Genomic DNA, 16,925 nt, shown 5'->3' with positions numbered 1-16,925 from the left:
CCGGGGGCTCAGCCCGCTTGCTGTTATCTGTTAAATGTTGCTACTTCGTCAGGTCCGGACCCGACGAGGCAACGGCGGCCGGGGTGTCCGCGACGGCGGACTTCTCCTCGCCCCGGAAGGTGAACTTGGCGTCCTTGCCCTCGCCCTCGACGTCGACGACGACGATGTGGCCGGCCCGCAGCTCGCCGAAGAGGATCTTCTCGGAGAGGTGGTCCTCGATCTCGCGCTGGATCGTGCGGCGCAGCGGACGCGCACCCAGGATCGGGTCGTAGCCGCGCTTGGCGAGCAGCTTCTTGGCCTCGACGCTGAGCTCCAGGCCCATGTCCTTGTCCTTGAGGCGCTCGTCCACCTTGGCGATCATGAGGTCGACGATCTGGATGATGTCGTCCTCGGACAGCTGGTGGAACACCACGATGTCGTCGACGCGGTTCAGGAACTCGGGGCGGAAGTGCTGCTTGAGCTCCTCGCCGACCTTCGCCTTCATCCGCTCGTACCCGGTCTGGGTGTCGCCCGTGGCCGCGAAGCCGAGGTTGAAGCCCTTGGAGATGTCCCGGGTGCCGAGGTTGGTCGTCATGATGATGACGGTGTTCTTGAAGTCGACCACGCGGCCCTGGGAGTCGGTCAGGCGACCGTCCTCCAGGATCTGCAGCAGCGAGTTGAAGATGTCCGGGTGGGCCTTCTCGACCTCGTCGAAGAGGACGACCGAGAACGGCTTGCGGCGGACCTTCTCGGTCAGCTGGCCGCCCTCCTCGTAGCCCACGTACCCGGGCGGGGAGCCGAAGAGCCGGGAGACGGTGTGCTTCTCGGAGAACTCGGACATGTCGAGCGCGATCAGCGCGTCCTCGTCGCCGAAGAGGAACTCCGCCAGCGTCTTGGACAGCTCGGTCTTACCGACGCCGGACGGGCCGGCGAAGATGAACGAGCCGCCGGGGCGCTTCGGGTCCTTGAGGCCCGCACGGGTGCGCCGGATGGCCTGGGAGAGCGCCTTGATGGCGTCCTTCTGGCCGATGACGCGCTTGTGCAGCTCGTCCTCCATGCGCAGGAGGCGCGAGGTCTCCTCCTCGGTCAGCTTGAAGACCGGGATGCCGGTGGCGGTGGCCAGGACCTCGGCGATGAGCTCCTCGTTGACCTCCGCGACGACGTCCATGTCGCCGGCCTTCCACTCCTTCTCGCGCTTGGCCTTGGCCTGCAGGAGCTGCTTCTCGTCGTCGCGCAGGGACGCGGCCTTCTCGAAGTCCTGCGCGTCGATCGCGCTCTCCTTCTCGCGGCGCACGTCGGCGATCTTCTCGTCGAACTCGCGCAGGTCCGGCGGCGCGGTCATCCGGCGGATGCGCATCCGGGAGCCGGCCTCGTCGATCAGGTCGATCGCCTTGTCCGGCAGGAAGCGGTCCGAGATGTACCGGTCGGCCAGGGTGGCGGCGGCGACCAGGGCGGCGTCCGTGATGGAGACCCGGTGGTGGGCCTCGTAGCGGTCGCGCAGACCCTTGAGGATCTCGATGGTGTGCGGCAGCGACGGCTCGGCGACCTGGATGGGCTGGAAGCGGCGCTCCAGCGCGGCGTCCTTCTCCAGGTGCTTGCGGTACTCGTCCAGGGTGGTGGCACCGATGGTCTGCAGCTCGCCGCGGGCCAGCATCGGCTTGAGGATGCTGGCGGCGTCGATGGCGCCCTCGGCGGCGCCCGCGCCGACCAGGGTGTGCAGCTCGTCGATGAACAGGATGATGTCGCCGCGGGTGCGGATCTCCTTGAGGACCTTCTTCAGGCGCTCCTCGAAGTCACCGCGGTAGCGCGAGCCGGCCACCAGGGCGCCCAGGTCCAGCGTGTAGAGCTGCTTGTCCTTGAGCGTCTCCGGGACCTCGCCCTTGACGATCGCCTGGGCCAGACCCTCGACCACGGCGGTCTTGCCGACGCCGGGCTCACCGATCAGGACCGGGTTGTTCTTGGTGCGGCGGGACAGCACCTGCATGACCCGCTCGATCTCCTTCTCGCGCCCGATGACCGGGTCGAGCTTGGCCTCGCGGGCGGCCTGGGTGAGGTTGCGGCCGAACTGGTCCAGGACCAGCGAGGTCGACGGGGTGCCCTCGGCGGGCCCGCCGGCCGTGGCCGACTCCTTGCCGCCGCCGGTCTGGTAGCCGGACAGCAGCTGGATGACCTGCTGGCGCACCCGGTTCAGGTCGGCACCCAGCTTGACCAGGACCTGGGCGGCGACGCCCTCGCCCTCGCGGATCAGGCCGAGCAGGATGTGCTCGGTGCCGATGTAGTTGTGGCCGAGCTGCAGGGCCTCCCGGAGCGACAGCTCCAGGACCTTCTTCGCCCGGGGGGTGAAGGGGATGTGGCCGGACGGGGCCTGCTGGCCCTGGCCGATGATCTCCTCGACCTGCTGGCGTACGGCCTCAAGAGAAATCCCGAGGCTCTCCAGGGCCTTAGCGGCGACGCCCTCGCCCTCGTGGATCAGACCCAGGAGGATGTGCTCGGTGCCGATGTAGTTGTGGTTGAGCATCCGGGCTTCTTCCTGAGCCAGGACGACAACCCGCCGCGCGCGGTCGGTGAACCTCTCGAACATCGTTTATCGCTCCTCAGAGCGGTCGGGCAGTTCGGGGTCGGTCCCCGCCCTGTCCTTCCGCATGCTAGTCCCGCTCAGCGGCGCGGCCCACGGATTCACTCCCCGGTACGGGAGCGAGATGCTGCGCGACCAGCCGACACCAATCCCAACCTGATGCTGGGAATCGGTGTTCCCACAGGCGGGCCGGATGCACCGGATACCGCTACGCCATCGGCGAACAAGAACCGCCGGGACGAACCGGATCCGTCTGCGGCCGGTCACGCATACTGCCCCTGGACGGGTCGAAGAACCCGTCCACCTGCATTCATACCCGGTATCGGGGCGGTTCTCGCGCAGTTTCCGCGGTGGCGGTGTTCGCCTGGCGAGAAGTCGGGCCGGGACGGGGCCGCGGTGACGGTGGCTCAGCGCCGGCCACCGTGGCCGGTACGCCATCCCGGTGGTGTCCGCGTTACCGCTTCGCCCCTACAGCGTTGCACAGCTCGTGATTGTTCCGCCGCCCGAGTCCGGCCCGCGGTCGCCCCGCCCGGCCCCCGGCGCCGGTGCGGCCGGTCCGGCGCGCGCCGCGGGGCGCGGAGGAGCCTCCTCCGCGCCCCGCGGCGCGCGCCGTCGACGCCGTCCGCGGACGCCGGGGCCCCGCACCCGCTCCGGTGGTCCGGGGGCGGGGTCAGGCCGCGTTGGCCTTGTCGTAGGCGTCGCGGACCACGCTGGGCACGCGGCCGCGGTCGTTGACCTCCAGGCCCTGCTCCTTGGCCCACGCGCGGATCTTGGCGGTGTCCGGAGCGCTGCCGGACGGGCGGGCGGCGGTGCCGCGGCCGGGGCGGCGCGGACCGGCGAGCCGGCCGCTCTGCTTGCGGCCCTTCTCCACGTACGGCGCCAGCAGACCGCGCAGCTTGTCCGCGTTCGCGCTCTTCAGATCGATCTCGTAGGCAACGCCGTCGAGCGCGAACGTCACCGTCTCGTCCGCCGAACCGCCGTCGAGATCGTCTTCAAGAATGACCTGCACCCTCTGTGCCACGGGCTTCCCTTTCCGCTAAACGACCCATTGCCTAAGGAAAGGAAAGCGCCTTTCACCGGAAAACACAAACCCCTGACCGGCGCGGAGCCGCTCAGAGGTGCAGCAGCATGCGCGAGTTGCCCAGTGTGTTGGGCTTCACCCGCTCCAGGTCGAGGAACTCCGCGACACCTTCATCGTACGAGCGGAGAAGTTCCTCATAGACATCCGTAGCGATCGCCGCCGGGTCTGTCGTACCATCATCGGTTTCCTGGAGCTCGCCGATCTCGACGAAACCGTGTTTCGCGAAGAAGGGCACCTCGAACGTCAAGCAGAAAATCCGACGGACGCCGAGCCAGCGGGCCGTCTGCAGCAGCTTCTCCAGCAGCAGGTGCCCGACCCCGAACCCCCGGCAGGCCGGGTCCACCGCGAGCGTGCGGACCTCGGCGAGATCCTCCCACATCACGTGCAGCGCGCCGCAGGCCACCACGGTGGCGTCGTCGTCGCGTTCCGCGACCCAGAACTCCTGCACGGATTCGAACAGGGTGACGGTGGGCTTGTCGAGCAGAATGCCGTCCCGGGAGTAGGCGTCGATGAGCCTGCGTACTGCCCGCACGTCCGTGGTCCGTGCGCGGCGGATGGTGACCTCCATGGCGGGACGTTATCGCGCCGCCCCGGGTGCGGTCCCCCCGGTATCCGTCCCGTCGGCCGGGGAATCCGGGCCGGCGGGTTCGGGCGGATCGGGCGGGAACAGAGCCGCCACCCGCAAGGCGTCCCGCAGCGCCTCCCGTTGCTCGGGCGACATGAGGCCGAAGAAGTGCACCAGGGCCGCCGCGGGATTGTCACTCGTGGCCCACGCGTCGTTCATGAGCGCCGCGGTGTACGCCTCGCGGGACGAGACCGGTTCATATCGATAGGCCCGGCCGGCGCGCTCGCGGCGCAGCCAGCCCTTTCTGTGCAGCTTGTCCAGGACCGTCATCACCGTGGTGTAGGCGATTTCGCGTTCCGACAGCAGATCCTGGAGAACCTCGCGAACCGTCACCGGGCGGTTCCACCGCCACACCCTGGTCATGATGGCGTTCTCAAGTTCGCCGAGTTGCCGGACCATAGTGCCGCCAGGATAGGGAATGAATGGGGCAAATCTTGTGAAGTGCGCCAAACCGGCGCGCCGCCACCCCCGGAATCGGGAATGGCGGCGCGCCGGCCGTGCGGGCGGCGGCCGGCCCGGGACGCGGGTGCGCCCGGGCCGTCCGCCCGCGGATCAGTCGAGGTCTTCCTTGGCCTTCTGGGCCCCGCCCTGGCTGCGGACGATGGCCCGCACCAGGAAGCCGAAGCCGATCGCCATGACCAGCGGCGGGACGATCGCGCTGACGTAGTCCATCAGGTCACTCCTCCTCGGTCTTCTCCGCCGCGGCGGCGGCGGAGGCCTTCGGCTCCGGCTTCACCAGCGGGAACAGCACGGTCTCCCGGATGTTCTTGCCGGTCAGCAGCATGATCAGGCGGTCCACGCCGAGGCCGAGGCCGCCGGTGGGCGGCATCGCGTACTCCAGGGCCCGCAGGAAGTCCTCGTCGACCTGCATGGCCTCGACGTCGCCGCCGGCCGCGAGCAGGGACTGCGCGGTCAGGCGGGCGCGCTGCTCGACCGGGTCGACGAGCTCGGAGTAGGCGGTGCCGATCTCGGTGCCGAAGATGACCAGGTCCCACTTCTCGGCCACGCCCGGGATCGAGCGGTGCTGGCGGGTGAGCGGGGAGACCTCGGTCGGGTAGTCCTTGATGAAGGTCGGCCGGACGGCGTTCTCCTCCAGCAGGCGCTCGACCATCTCCAGCACGATCTGACCGTGGCCCCAGGTCTTCTCGAACGGGATGTCGTGGTCGAAGGCCAGCTTGCGCAGCTCCTCGACGCTGGTCTCCGGGGTGACCTCGACGCCGAGGTGGGCGGAGATGCCCGGGTAGACGCTGACCTCCTCCCAGGGCTCGGCGAGGTCGATCTCGTGCTCGACGCCGTGCGGGTCCAGGCCCTTGATCACGGTGGTGCCGAGCGCGTCCCGGGCCGCGTTGACGATCGTCGCGCGGATCAGCTCGGCCTGGGTGTCGTAGTCGCCGTACGCCTCGTACGACTCCAGCGAGGTGAACTCCGGGTTGTGGGTGGAGTCCGCGCCCTCGTTGCGGAAGTTGCGGTTGATCTCGAAGAGCTTCTCGGCGCCGCCGACCACGAGCCGCTTGAGGTACAGCTCGGGCGCGATGCGCATGTAGAGGTCGATGTCGTACGCGTTGATGTGGGTCTTGAACGGGCGCGCGTTGGCGCCACCGTGGACCGGCTGCAGCATCGGGGTCTCGACCTCGATGTAGCCGCGGTCCTCGTAGGTCCGGCGGATCGAGCGGACGACCTTGCTGCGCAGGTGCAGGATCTCGCGCGCCTCGGGGTTCACGATCAGGTCGACGTAGCGCTGGCGGACCCGGGCCTCCGGGTCGGTCAGGCCCTTGTGCTTGTCCGGCAGCGGGCGCAGGCACTTGGCGGTGAGCTCCCAGCGGTCCACCATGACGGACAGCTCGCCGCGCTTGGAGGTGATGACCTCGCCCTCGACGCCGACCTGGTCGCCGAGGTCGATGTCGGCCTTCCAGGCCGCCAGGCGCTCCGGGCCGAGCTTGTCCAGGGAGAACATCACCTGGAGGTCGCCGCTGCCGTCGCGCAGGGTGGCGAAGCAGAGCTTGCCGCCGGTGCGGGAGAGGATCACCCGGCCGGTGACGCCGGCGCGCTCGCCGGTCGCGGTGTCGGGCTCCAGGTCCGGGTGCTTGGCGCGCAGGTCCGCGATGGTGGTGGTGCGGGGGAAGCCGACCGGGTACGGGTCGACACCGGCGGCCCGGAGCCGGTCCAGCTTCTCGCGCCGGACGCGCATCTGCTCGGGAAGGTCGTCGGTCGCGGGAATAAGACTCTGATCGCTCACCCCACAAGGGTAGCCAGCCGCACACCGTGCTCCGCCACGGGATGACGGTGTGGGGAGGACGGCGGGCGCCCTCCCCGCACGGGTGCGGACGGCTCAGCCCTTCCGGCGGGAGCGGAGCCGGTGCGAGCCGATCAGGGCGGCGGTGCCGAGGGCGACGGCGGCCGCGCTCGCACCGGCCGGCGGCAGGGCGGCGGACCTCCCGGTGTCGGCCGGCGCGCAGCAACGGGCCGAACGCCCGGCCGCGCGGTGTGAAGGTCACGGAGATGTGACCGCCATTCGGTGGGGGAATGGCCGGAAAGTCGACACATGGACAAGGGAGGCCGCTCGGTGCGGCCTCCCTTTCGTCCGGTGCGGCCCGGATCAGCCGGTGCCGGTGGCGAGCTCGACGTCCTCCGGACCGGGCGCCGGTGTCGCCGGCGGGGCGGGCCGGGTCGGCGGCTTGGGGCGGCGGCCGAAGAGTTCGGCCGGCGTGGGCATCCGGTGCGGGCGGGGCGGGTCCTGCGGGGCTGCGGGCCGCTCGGCGGGGGAGTCGGTGCTGCTCATCGTGATCCGTCCTCCAACAGGGGTGGGGAGACTGCTCGGTGGTGCGGCGGGGTTCGGTACGGCCACCAGGTGGCGCGGCTGGCCGACGGTGCGGGCGAGCCGCTCGCGGACGGCGGCCTCGGCGAGCGCGTGGCAGCGCCCGGCCAGCCGGGAGCGGCGGGAGCGCTCCAGGTGGCCGCAGGGCTGGCGGGTGAGCCCGCGCAGCGCGGTGAGGTCCTCGGGGCCGGGCAGGTAGCCGTCGGTCACGGCCTCCTCCAGGCGCTCCAGGTAGCCGCTGGCGCTGCCGGGCAGCGCGGCCCGGTAGCGCCCGAGGTCGGCGAGCAGGAAGGCGCGCAGTCGGCCGCCCTCCTGGACGGCCTCGTCGATCGCCTCGGTCAGGCGCAGCGCCTCCTGGACGTCCTCGGCCCACAGCTCGGCGCCCGGGTCGGTGCAGGCCGTCCGTTCGAGGGCCGTTCGCTCGAGGGCCGGGAAGTGGACGGGGGTGGCGGGGTGCAGGGCTTGGGCGAGGGCGCGGCGCAGCACGCGGACTTCGTCGGCGCTGAAGGCCATGCCGCCGCGCGATCCGTGTGGCGTAGGCATGGGCTGACACTACGTGAGGAATATCCGATTTGTCGGTAACGTCGCGCCGATGCCCCACGTTCGGCCCGACGCAGTGCGCCGGTCAGCTCGGGCGGTTGCGCTCCCAGACGAGCCGCAGGCCGATGAGGGTGAGCCAGGGCTCGTGGACGTCGATGCTGCCGGCCTCGCCGAGGACGAGCGGGGCGAGGCCCCCGGTGGCGATCACCTGGACGTCGTCCGGGTCCTTGGCGAGCTCCCGGGCCATCCGGTCGACCAGGCCGTCGACCTGGCCGGCGAAGCCGTAGAGGATGCCGGACTGCATGCCCTCGACGGTGTTCTTGCCGATCACGTTGCGCGGCCGGGCCAGTTCGATCTTGCGCAGCTGGGCGCCGCGGACGCCGAGCGCCTCCACCGAGATCTCGATGCCCGGGGCGATCGCGCCGCCCACGTAGTCGCCGCGGGCGTTGACCGCGTCGAAGGTGGTCGCGGTGCCGAAGTCGACCACGATGCACGGCCCGCCGTACAGGTGGTTGGCGGCCAGCGCGTTGACGATCCGGTCGGCGCCGACCTCCTTCGGATTGTCCATCAGGACGTGCACGCCGGTCTTCACGCCGGGCTCCACGATCACCGCGGGGACGTCGCCGTAGTAACGGCGCGTCACCTCGCGGAGCTCGTGGAGCACGGCGGGGACGGACGAGCAGATCGCCAGGCCCTCCACCGTGGCCTCGCTGGCCGCGGTGTGGCTGCCCATCAACCCCTTCAGCAGCACCGCCAGTTCGTCGGCCGTGCGGCGCGGATCGGTGGAGATCCGCCAGTGTTCCACCACGTCCTCGCCGTCGAACAGGCCGAGTGTGGTCTGGGTGTTGCCGACGTCGATGGTGAGGAGCATGGGGCGCTTTCTGCGAGTCGGGACGGGCCTGGCGTCTTCTCTGACGGTCAGGCGCGCAGGTCCAGACCGATGTCCAGGATCGGCGAGGAGTGCGTGAGCGCGCCCACGGCCAGGTAGTCGACACCAGTCTGGGCGACCTCGCGCGCGGTGGCCAGGGTCAGGCCGCCGGAGGCCTCCAGCCGGGCCCGGCCGGCCACCAGCGCGACGGCCTCCTTGAGCTGTTCGACGGTGAAGTTGTCCAGCAGGATCAGGTCCGCCCCGGCCTCCAGCACCGGCGGGATCTGCTCCAGGGTGTCCACCTCGACCTCGACCGGCAGCTCGGGGTAGGCGGCCCGCACGGCCCGGAAGGCCTCGGCCACGCCGCCGGCCGCGACGACGTGGTTGTCCTTGACCAGTGCGGCGTCGGACAGCGCCATCCGGTGGTTGGCGCCGCCGCCGCAGCGGACCGCGAACTTCTCCATCGCGCGCAGGCCGGGGGTGGTCTTGCGGGTGTCCCGCACGACGGCGCCGGTGCCCTCCAGGGCGTCGGCCCAGGCACGGGTCGCGGTGGCGATGCCCGACAGGTGGCAGAGCAGGTTGAGCGCGCTGCGCTCGGCCGTCAGCAGGTCCCGGGTGCGGGAGCGGATCGACAGCAGCACCTGGCCGGCCTCGACCCGGTCGCCGTCCTCGACGTGCCGCTCGACCTCGAACTCCTCCTCGCAGACCAGCGAGACGACGGCCTCGGCGATCCGCAGGCCGGCGACCACGCCGGCCGAGCGGGCGGTGAAGTCGGCGGTGGCGACGGCGTCGGCGGGCACGGTGGCGACGGAGGTGACGTCCTCGCCGCCGGCCAGGTCCTCGGCCAGCGCCAGGGTGGCGACGTCCTCGACCTCGATCGGGTCCAGGCCGGCCCGCTCCAGCAGCTCGGCCAGCTGCGGGTCCAGCCCGGTCTCGTAGCCCTCGCCGTCCCCGCAGGCGCAGCCGTCGCCGCAGCCGCCCTGGTCGGCCAGGGGGAGTTCCTCGTGCGCGTGGGTCATGGTTCTACTGCTCCTCGGGGGTGCTGACGGGGTCGCCGGAGGCGGCGAGGGTGGTGATCAGGTGGCGCCGCCAGTTGGCGTCGTCGCGCTCGGGGAAGTCCTCGCGCCAGTGGCCGCCGCGGGTCTCCTCGCGCTGCGCGGCGGCCGCGACCAGGGCGGTGGCGACCAGCAGCAGGTTGGCGGCCTCCCAGGTCTCCACCCGGGGGTCGGCCGGCTTCTCCTCGGCCACGTGGGACCGGGCCTGCTCGGCGAGCAGGGCCAGCCCGGCCGCGGCGTCGGCCAGCGAGGCGGCCGAGCGCAGCACGCCCGCGCCGCGCGACATCAGCCGCTGGATCTCGGCGCGCGACTCGGAGGCCGGCAGCGGCACGGCCTTCGCGGCCTGCGCGGCGGCGACGTCCACGGTGCGCTCGGGCAGTTCGCCGGCCGCGTGCCGCTCGGCCAGGTCGGCGGCGATCCGCTCGGCGAAGACCAGGCCCTCCAGCAGGGAGTTGGAGGCCAGCCGGTTGGCGCCGTGCACGCCGGTGCAGGCGACCTCGCCGCAGGCGTACAGGCCGGGGACGGAGGTGCGGCCGTGCCGGTCGGTGCGGACGCCGCCGGCGGCGTGGTGCGAGGCCGGGGCGATCGGGATCGGCTCGGTGACCGGGTCGATGCCGTGGGAGCGGCAGGAGGCCAGGATGGTCGGGAAGCGGTGCTCCCACATCTCGGCCCCGAAGTGCCGCCCGTCCAGGTACATGTGGTCGGCGCCCTTCTCCTGCATGCGCCGGGTGATCGCCTTGGCGACGATGTCGCGTGGGGCGAGTTCGGCCAGCTCGTGCTGCCCGACCATGAAGCGCACGCCGTCGGCGTCCACCAGGTGGGCACCCTCGCCGCGCACGGCCTCGGAGACCAGCGGCTGCTGGCCCGCGGCGTCCGCGCCGAGCCAGAGCACGGTCGGGTGGAACTGGACGAACTCCAGGTCGGCGGCGGCGGCGCCGGCCCGCAGGGCCAGGGCCACGCCGTCGCCGGTGGAGACGGCCGGGTTGGTGGTGGCGGAGAAGACCTGGCCCAGGCCTCCGGTGGCGAGCACCACCGCCCGGGCCCGGACGGCGCCGACGCCGTCGCGCTGGCCCTCGCCCATCACGTGCAGGGTCAGCCCGGCGGCGTGGCCCCCGGCGTCGGTCAGCAGGTCGAGGACGAGGGCGTGCTCGATCAGTTCGAGGTCCGGATCGCTGCGGACGGCGGCGACCAGGGCGCGGGAGACCTCCGCGCCGGTGGCGTCCCCGCCCGCGTGCACGATCCGGTGGCGGTGGTGGCCGCCCTCGCGGGTGAGCAGGATCTCGCCGTCCTCGTCGCGGTCGAAGGCCGCCCCGACCGCGATCAGCCGGCGGACGGCGTCCGGACCCTCGGTGACCAGGGTGCGGACGGCCTCCTCGTCGCAGACGCCGGCGCCGGCCACCAGGGTGTCGTCCAGGTGCTGCTCGGGGGTGTCGCCCTCGCCCAGGGCCGCGGCTATGCCGCCCTGCGCCCAGCGGGTCGAGCCCTCGTCCAGGACCGCCTTGGTGACCACCATGGCCCGCAGGCCGGCCTTGCGGACGTTGAGGGCGACGGTGAGGCCGGCGATGCCGGAGCCGACCACGACCACGTCGGTGGTGGCGGTCCAGCCCGGGGCCGGGGCGGTGAGGCGGTGGGTGACGGACATGACTCAGCGGCTCCTTCGGCGCGTGGCCGCGGTGGCCGCGCCGTCCTCGTCACGGTACGCCGCGTCCCCGCGGAGCAGTCCGCTGCCCTCCGGGGCCTGCGCCGGGTCCCCGCCAAGGCCGGTGATCCGGTTCCGCTCGTCCACGAAGACGATCTTCGGCTCGTAGCCCTTGGCCTCGGCGGTGTCCATCTGCCCGTAGGCGATGAGTATGACGAGGTCGCCGGGGTGGACCAGGCGGGCGGCGGCGCCGTTGATGCCGATCACGCCGGTGCCGCGCGGGCCGGCGATGGTGTACGTCTCCAGCCGGGCGCCGTTGTTGATGTCGACGATGTGGACCAGCTCGCCGGGGAGCAGGTCGGCGGCGTCGAGCAGGTCCTCGTCCACCGTGACCGAACCGACGTAGTGCAGGTCGGCCTGGGTCACGGTGGCCCGGTGGATCTTGGACTTGAGCATGGTGCGGAGCATTGCGGGTCACGCCTCCTGTGAGTGCATGCCTGAAAGGGGAAAAGCCATGGAACGGTTCTGTGCGTGACGCTCATCCGCCTAGCGGCAGATGACGTGGACGTTGTCGATCAGGCGGGTGGAACCCACCTTCGCGGCGACGGCCAGCACCGCCCCGCCCTGGAAGTCGTCCGCCGCCTCGGTGAAGTCGTGCGGGTCGATCAGGGCGAGGTAGTCAAGGGTGACACCCTCCGCGGTGTCCAGGACGGCCGCGGCGGCCTCGCGCACGGCCTTGGGGCCCTGGGCGGCGACGTCACGGCCCGCGAAGAGGGCCTTCGAGAGGACGAGGGCGCGCTCGCGCTCCTCCTGCGACAGGTAGCGGTTGCGCGAGGACAGCGCCAGGCCGTCCTCCTCGCGGACGGTCGGCACGCCGACGATCTCGACGTCGAAGTCCAGGTCGGCGACCATGCGCTGGATGACCGCCAGCTGCTGGGCGTCCTTCTCGCCGAAGAAGGCGAAGTCCGGGTCGGTGATGTGCAGGAGCTTGGCGACCACGGTGAGCACGCCGTCGAAGTGGCCGGGGCGGGTGGCGCCCTCGAAGCGCTCGCCCATCGGGCCGGCCGCCAGGCGCACCTGCGGCTCGCCGTTGGGGTAGACCTCGTCGACGGAGGGCGCGAAGACGACGTCGGCGCCGTTCTGCTCGGCCAGCAACACGTCGTCGTCGAGGGTGCGGGGGTAGCGCTCCAGGTCCTCGCCGGCGCCGAACTGCAGCGGGTTGACGAAGACCGTCACCGCGACCCGGCCCTCCGGGCCGACCTGCTTGCGGGCGGCCCGGATCAGCGCGGCGTGGCCCTGGTGCAGGGCGCCCATGGTCATCACGACGGCGTTGTCGACCGGCCGCTCGTCCGGCCAGAACGCGGCCTCGAAGTCGTCCACGGTGCGGGTGACGACGGCCCGGTGGACCTTCGGCGTCCGCTGGGGCTTGTTCGGCTGCTTACCGCGTGCCATCTGGCTTCTCCTCGTTCAGTACGTCCAGCAGCGCCGCCGCCGACGGTTCGTCGATCGTCCCGTTGGCGAGCGCCCGCTGCGCGGTCGCGCGGGCCATCGCCCGGTAGGCCGCCGGGATGTCCGGGGACACCGTACTGAGCTGCGCCAGGTGACGCCGAACGGTGCCCGCGTCGCCCCGGGCGACCGGGCCGGTGAGGGCCGCGTCGCCGGAGCGCAGGCTGTTGTCCAGGGCCGCGCCCAGCAGCGGGCCGAGCAGCCGGCCGGGCTCGGCGACGCCCGCCGTGCGCAGCAGGTCCATCGCCTGCGCGACCAGCGTGACCAGGTGGTTCGCGCCGTGCGCGAGGGCCGTGTGGTAGAGCGGGCGGACCTCCTCGGGCACCCACTCGGGCTCGCCGCCCATCTCCACCACGAGCGCCTCGGCGACCGGCCGCAGCTCGGCGGGCGCCGTCACGCCGAACGGGCAGCCGGCCAACCGGTCCAGGTCGACGGAGGTGCCGGTGAAGGTCATCGCCGGGTGCAGGGCGAGTGGCAGCGCCCCGGCCCGGGTGGCGGGCTCCAGGATGCCGACGCCGTGCGCGCCGGAGGTGTGCACGACCAGCTGGCCGGGGCGGATCGCGCCGGTCGAGGAGAGGCCCGCGACCAGGTCGGCCAGGGCGTCGTCGGGGACGGTCAGCAGGACGAGGTCGGCGGCGGCGAGCACCTGCGGCGGGGTGACGATCCGCACGCCCGGCAGCAGCGACTCGGCCCGGCGGCGCGAGGTGGCGGAGACGCCGGAGGCGGCGACGACGGTGTGCCCGGCGAGCTGCAGGGCGGCGCCGAGGGCGGGGCCGACCCGGCCGGTGCCGACCACGCCGACGGTCAGCCGGGCCGGGCGGTTGCCGGGGTCGCGCGGGTCGCCGAAGCCGTCGTCGAGCGGGGCGAACCCGGCGAAGTCGTCGCTTTCGTAGGTGCTCACGCTCCCACCTCGCTTCGCTCGGCGGGGGCCTTCGCCCATGCGCGCCAGTCGATGGTGAGTTCGCTGCGCTCACTCACGCTCCCACCTCGCTTCGCTCGGCGGGGGCCTTCGCCCACGCGCGCCAACCGACGGTGAGTTCGCTGCGCTCACTCACGGGGCCCACCTTGTCCCTGATTCCCGTTCCGGTCCACCTCGGGTACCGGACGTACCGCCCCAGTGTACGGGCGCGTCAGTCCCCGGCCCCGGCCCGGATGAGCCCGGCCTCGTACGCGAGGACCACGGCCTGGACCCGGTCGCGCAGGCCGAGCTTGGCCAGGATCCGGCCGACGTGCGTCTTCACGGTGGCCTCGGAGAGCACCAGCCGGGCGGCGATCTCGCCGTTCGACAGGCCCTGGGCGACCAGCAGGAACACCTCCCGCTCGCGGTCGGTGAGCGGGCCCAGGGCGTCCGAGCCGGGGGCGCTCTGCGGGGTGGGGAGCACCTCGGCGAAGCGGTCGATCATGCGGCGGGTGGTGGTCGGCGCGACCACGGCGTCGCCGCCGTGCACGGCGCGGATCGCGGCCACCAGCTCGGTCGGCGGCACGTCCTTGAGCAGGAAGCCGCTGGCGCCGGCCTTGAGCGCGGCGAAGGCGTACTCGTCGAGGTCGAAGGTGGTGAGGATGAGGACGTGCGGGGCGTCCGGCAGCGGAGTGCCGTCCTCGGCGAGGCAGATCCGGCGGGTGGTCTGCACCCCGTCCAGGCGGGGCATCCGGACGTCCATGAGGATCACGTCGACCGGCGTGTGCTTCAGCTTCTCCAGGGCTTGGGCGCCGTCGCCGGCCTCGGCGGCGATCTCGATGTCGCCCTGGGACTGCAGGATCATCCGGAAGCCGGTGCGCAGCAGCTCCTGGTCGTCGACGAGCATCACGCGGATGGTCAAAGGGGGGCTCCTAGGGGGTGAGCGGCGGGCGGGCTAGTGGGCCGTCTTCAGGGGCAGGACGGCCCGGATCCGGAAGCCGCCGCCGGGGCGGGGGCCCACGTCCAGGCTGCCGCTGACCATGCCGACGCGCTCGCGCATGCCGATCAGGCCGTGGCCGAGTCCGTCCGTGCCGCCGGAGGCGAGCTGCTCGTCGGTGGTGCCGCGGCCGTCGTCCTCGACCAGGACGGCGAGTTCGCGCTCGCCGAAGTCGACCGCCACCCGGGCGTGCACGTCGGGGCCGCCGTGCTTGCGCACGTTGGTGAGCGCCTCCTGGACGATCCGGTAGACCGTGAGCTCGACGCCGCGCGGCAGTTCGCGCGGGTGGCCGGAGGTGGCGTAGTCGACCCGCAGGCCGGCGGTGCGGACCTGTTCCAGCAGCTCGGGCAGCTCCTCGACGCCCGGCTGGGGCACGTACTCGTCGGCGGTGTCGGCGGTGCGCAGCACGCCGAGCAGGCGGCGCATCTCGACCAGCGCCTGGCGGCCGGTCGAGGCGATCGTGCCGAGCGCCTCCTTGGCCTGCTGGGGCGAGTTGTCGAGGACGTAGGCGGCGCCGTCGGCCTGGACGATCATGACGGAGACGTTGTGCGCGACGACGTCGTGCAGCTCGCGGGCGATCCGCGCCCGCTCGGCGGCGACGGCGACCTTGGACTGGGCGTCGCGCTCGCGCTCCAGCCGGGCGGCGCGGTCCTCCAGCTCGGTCAGGTAGGCGCGGCGGACCCTGGTCAGCCGGCCCCAGGCCCAGCAGAGGATGAACGGGGTGCTCATCAGCAGCATGATGAGCAGCGCCTCGCCGACGCTGTACGGGGTGCGGACGGCGGTGACGCCGTCGTCCGCGAAGTGGGTCTTGGCGGGGTTCATCCGCCAGTAGGCGAGTGGTCCGGCGAGGAGGCCGGCGGCCAGGGCCAGCCGGGAGGTCCAGGTGCGGCCGAAGGCGGCGCCGGTGTAGGCGAACACCAGGTAGGCGATGGAGGAGGCGGCCGGGTCGACGTTGGCGCAGACCTGGCCCAGCGCGATCGCGGTGGCCGCGGTGACCGTGAGGTCGGGCAGGCGGCGGCGGAAGACCATGAGCGCGGGCAGCGCCACCGCGGTGGCGATCTGTGCGTCGAACCGCCAGCCCCCGGAGAAGTTGTCGTTCGGCAGGAGGCCGAGGAAGAGCACGATCGCCGCCCAGGCGGCGTCGACCACCATGGGGTGACGGCGGAGCCAGGCGTTGAGTCGATGCACGCCTCAAGCGTAGGCAGTCGCACGACCCGTCCAGGTCCGCCGGTAGGGCGATCCGTTCTACTCCGTAGGTCGGAGAAGCCCCGGCGCCGGTTGGGGAGGGGCCCGGGGCGGCCGGTAGCGTCGCGCCCCATGACGTGGATGCGGTGGGCGCCCGCCATGGAGCGGGCCCTGTACGACCAGGAGGCGGGCTTCTACCGCAGGCCGGAGGGCCCGGCGGGGCACTTCCGCACCTCGGTGCACGCCTCGGCGGAGTTCGCCCGTGCGGTGGCCCGGTTGCTGCTGGAGGTTGACGCGGCCCTCGGCCGTCCGGAGGAGCTGGCGTTCGTGGACGTCGGGGCCGGGCGGGGGGAACTCCTGACCGGGGTGCTCGATGCCGTCCCGGACGAGGTGCGCGCGCGGCTGCGCCCGTACGGCGTGGAGATCGCGGACCGCCCGGCCGGACTGCTGTCCACAGCCCTGTGGACGGACGAGGTGCCGCAGGGCGTCACCGGGCTGCTGTTCGCCAACGAGTGGCTGGACAACGTGCCGCTGGACGCCGGCGAGGTGGACGAGGACGGGGTGCTCCGGTACGTCGAGGTGGAGACGGGGACCGGCCGGGAGCGGCTCGGCGAGCCCGTCTCCGAAGCCGACGCGGCCTGGGCCGCCCGCTGGTGGCCGGTCGAACACCCCGGGGACTTCGTGGAGTTCGGCGGCCCCCGGGACGCCGCCTGGGCGCACGCCGTGGCCGGGCTGGAGCGCGGCCTGGCCGTCGCCGTCGACTACGGGCACACCGCGGCCCGCCGTCCGCTCTTCGGCACGCACGCCGGTTTCCGGGACGGCCGCGAGGTGGCCCCCGTGCCGGACGGCTCGTGCGACGTCACCGCGCACGTCGCGCTCGACTCGATCGCCGTCCCCGGTGTCCACAGCCTGTGGACGACGCAGCGCGAGGCCCTGCGCGCCCTCGGCGTCAGCGGCGGGCGCCCGCCGCTCGCCCTCGCCTCCAGCGACCCGGCGGCCTACCTGCGGGCCCTCGGCGGCGCCGGGGAGGCGGCCGAACTCACCGACCCGTCCGGGCTGGGCGCCTTCGGCTGGGTCCTGCAGAGCGTGCGCATGTCGCCCCTTGAGATTGGGCAGGGGCTCGGAGCCCGGAACCCCTGGTGGGATGGCAGACTCTGAACCC

14 protein-coding genes and 1 pseudogene are annotated in these 16,925 nt (G+C 72.6%); 1 reads left to right on the top strand and 14 read right to left on the bottom strand.

Translation table 11 applies throughout. The features are described 5' to 3' along the window. Positions 1–40 precede the first annotated feature (40 nt). From PUR71_RS28200 to PUR71_RS28135, 14 genes and pseudogenes are all read right to left on the bottom strand, one after another. Complete coding sequence (locus PUR71_RS28200) at positions 41–2,560, bottom strand: ATP-dependent Clp protease ATP-binding subunit (RefSeq protein WP_097237352.1); 2,520 nt, start codon at positions 2,558–2,560, stop codon at positions 41–43. Between the two features lie 664 nt (positions 2,561–3,224). Continuing rightward, a complete protein-coding gene (locus PUR71_RS28195; protein ID WP_329929959.1) occupies positions 3,225–3,575 on the bottom strand; it encodes a histone-like nucleoid-structuring protein Lsr2 in 351 nt (116 codons plus the stop codon). Between the two features lie 91 nt (positions 3,576–3,666). Beyond that, a complete protein-coding gene (locus tag PUR71_RS28190; RefSeq protein WP_329929958.1) occupies positions 3,667–4,203 on the bottom strand; it encodes an amino-acid N-acetyltransferase in 537 nt (178 codons plus the stop codon). 9 nt (positions 4,204–4,212) lie between these two features. Continuing rightward, positions 4,213–4,659 (bottom strand): BlaI/MecI/CopY family transcriptional regulator, encoded by a 447-nt coding sequence (locus PUR71_RS28185; RefSeq protein ID WP_329929957.1) that lies wholly within the window; start codon positions 4,657–4,659, stop codon positions 4,213–4,215. 277 nt (positions 4,660–4,936) lie between these two features. Further along, a pseudogene (gene lysX, locus PUR71_RS28180) lies at positions 4,937–6,481 on the bottom strand (bifunctional lysylphosphatidylglycerol synthetase/lysine--tRNA ligase LysX); the annotation flags it as partial. 375 nt (positions 6,482–6,856) lie between these two features. Further along, a complete protein-coding gene (locus PUR71_RS28175; RefSeq protein WP_329929954.1) occupies positions 6,857–7,618 on the bottom strand; it encodes a hypothetical protein in 762 nt (253 codons plus the stop codon). Positions 7,619–7,700: 82 nt separating this feature from the next. After that, positions 7,701–8,486: a type III pantothenate kinase gene (locus PUR71_RS28170; RefSeq protein ID WP_329929953.1), complete on the bottom strand. Its 786-nt coding sequence runs from the start codon at positions 8,484–8,486 to the stop codon at positions 7,701–7,703. 47 nt (positions 8,487–8,533) lie between these two features. Beyond that, positions 8,534–9,502 carry a carboxylating nicotinate-nucleotide diphosphorylase gene (gene nadC / locus PUR71_RS28165; RefSeq protein ID WP_329929952.1) on the bottom strand — a complete coding sequence of 323 codons (969 nt, stop codon included), beginning with the start codon at positions 9,500–9,502 and terminating at the stop codon, positions 8,534–8,536. Positions 9,503–9,506: 4 nt separating this feature from the next. Beyond that, positions 9,507–11,180, bottom strand: a complete 1,674-nt coding sequence (locus tag PUR71_RS28160) for an L-aspartate oxidase (RefSeq protein ID WP_329929951.1) — start codon at positions 11,178–11,180, stop codon at positions 9,507–9,509. A gap of 3 nt (positions 11,181–11,183) precedes the next feature. Continuing rightward, entirely contained in the window at positions 11,184–11,645 is a 462-nt protein-coding gene (panD, locus tag PUR71_RS28155) for an aspartate 1-decarboxylase (protein ID WP_329929950.1), read from the bottom strand. A 78-nt stretch (positions 11,646–11,723) separates the two neighbouring features. Further along, positions 11,724–12,629 carry a pantoate--beta-alanine ligase gene (panC, locus tag PUR71_RS28150; RefSeq protein ID WP_329929949.1) on the bottom strand — a complete coding sequence of 302 codons (906 nt, stop codon included), beginning with the start codon at positions 12,627–12,629 and terminating at the stop codon, positions 11,724–11,726. Further along, positions 12,616–13,584 (bottom strand): Rossmann-like and DUF2520 domain-containing protein, encoded by a 969-nt coding sequence (locus tag PUR71_RS28145; RefSeq protein WP_329929948.1) that lies wholly within the window; start codon positions 13,582–13,584, stop codon positions 12,616–12,618. The genes panC and PUR71_RS28145 overlap by 14 nt, the downstream gene beginning before the upstream one ends. Positions 13,585–13,813: 229 nt before the next feature. Further along, entirely contained in the window at positions 13,814–14,503 is a 690-nt protein-coding gene (locus PUR71_RS28140) for a response regulator transcription factor (RefSeq protein ID WP_329929947.1), read from the bottom strand. Between the two features lie 33 nt (positions 14,504–14,536). Next, complete coding sequence (locus PUR71_RS28135; RefSeq protein WP_443077610.1) at positions 14,537–15,730, bottom strand: sensor histidine kinase; 1,194 nt, start codon at positions 15,728–15,730, stop codon at positions 14,537–14,539. Positions 15,731–15,895: 165 nt separating this feature from the next. Here PUR71_RS28135 and PUR71_RS28130 point away from each other — a divergent pair, with 165 nt between their 5' ends. Then, positions 15,896–16,921 (top strand): SAM-dependent methyltransferase, encoded by a 1,026-nt coding sequence (locus PUR71_RS28130; protein WP_329929945.1) that lies wholly within the window; start codon positions 15,896–15,898, stop codon positions 16,919–16,921. Positions 16,922–16,925 lie beyond the last annotated feature (4 nt).

Origin of the sequence: Streptomyces sp. SP17BM10 (assembly GCF_036322405.1) — a bacterium.
GTDB lineage: Bacteria > Actinomycetota > Actinomycetes > Streptomycetales > Streptomycetaceae > Kitasatospora.
This window is presented reverse-complemented; position numbering and strand designations above follow the sequence as displayed.

Bases quoted from the DNA above. Each gene is read 5' to 3' on its own strand.
- PUR71_RS28135 (WP_443077610.1), bottom strand. From the start codon at position 15,730: ATGGTGGTCGACGCCGCCTGGGCGGCGATCGTGCTCTTCCTCGGCCTC.
- PUR71_RS28200 (WP_097237352.1), bottom strand. From the start codon at position 2,560: ATGTTCGAGAGGTTCACCGACCGCGCGCGGCGGGTTGTCGTCCTGGCT.
- PUR71_RS28160 (WP_329929951.1), bottom strand. From the start codon at position 11,180: ATGTCCGTCACCCACCGCCTCACCGCCCCGGCCCCGGGCTGGACCGCC.
- PUR71_RS28185 (WP_329929957.1), bottom strand. From the start codon at position 4,659: ATGGTCCGGCAACTCGGCGAACTTGAGAACGCCATCATGACCAGGGTG.
- nadC (WP_329929952.1), bottom strand. From the start codon at position 9,502: ATGACCCACGCGCACGAGGAACTCCCCCTGGCCGACCAGGGCGGCTGC.
- panD (WP_329929950.1), bottom strand. From the start codon at position 11,645: ATGCTCCGCACCATGCTCAAGTCCAAGATCCACCGGGCCACCGTGACC.
- panC (WP_329929949.1), bottom strand. From the start codon at position 12,629: ATGGCACGCGGTAAGCAGCCGAACAAGCCCCAGCGGACGCCGAAGGTC.
- PUR71_RS28175 (WP_329929954.1), bottom strand. From the start codon at position 7,618: ATGCCTACGCCACACGGATCGCGCGGCGGCATGGCCTTCAGCGCCGAC.
- PUR71_RS28170 (WP_329929953.1), bottom strand. From the start codon at position 8,486: ATGCTCCTCACCATCGACGTCGGCAACACCCAGACCACACTCGGCCTG.
- PUR71_RS28190 (WP_329929958.1), bottom strand. From the start codon at position 4,203: ATGGAGGTCACCATCCGCCGCGCACGGACCACGGACGTGCGGGCAGTA.
- PUR71_RS28130 (WP_329929945.1), top strand. From the start codon at position 15,896: ATGACGTGGATGCGGTGGGCGCCCGCCATGGAGCGGGCCCTGTACGAC.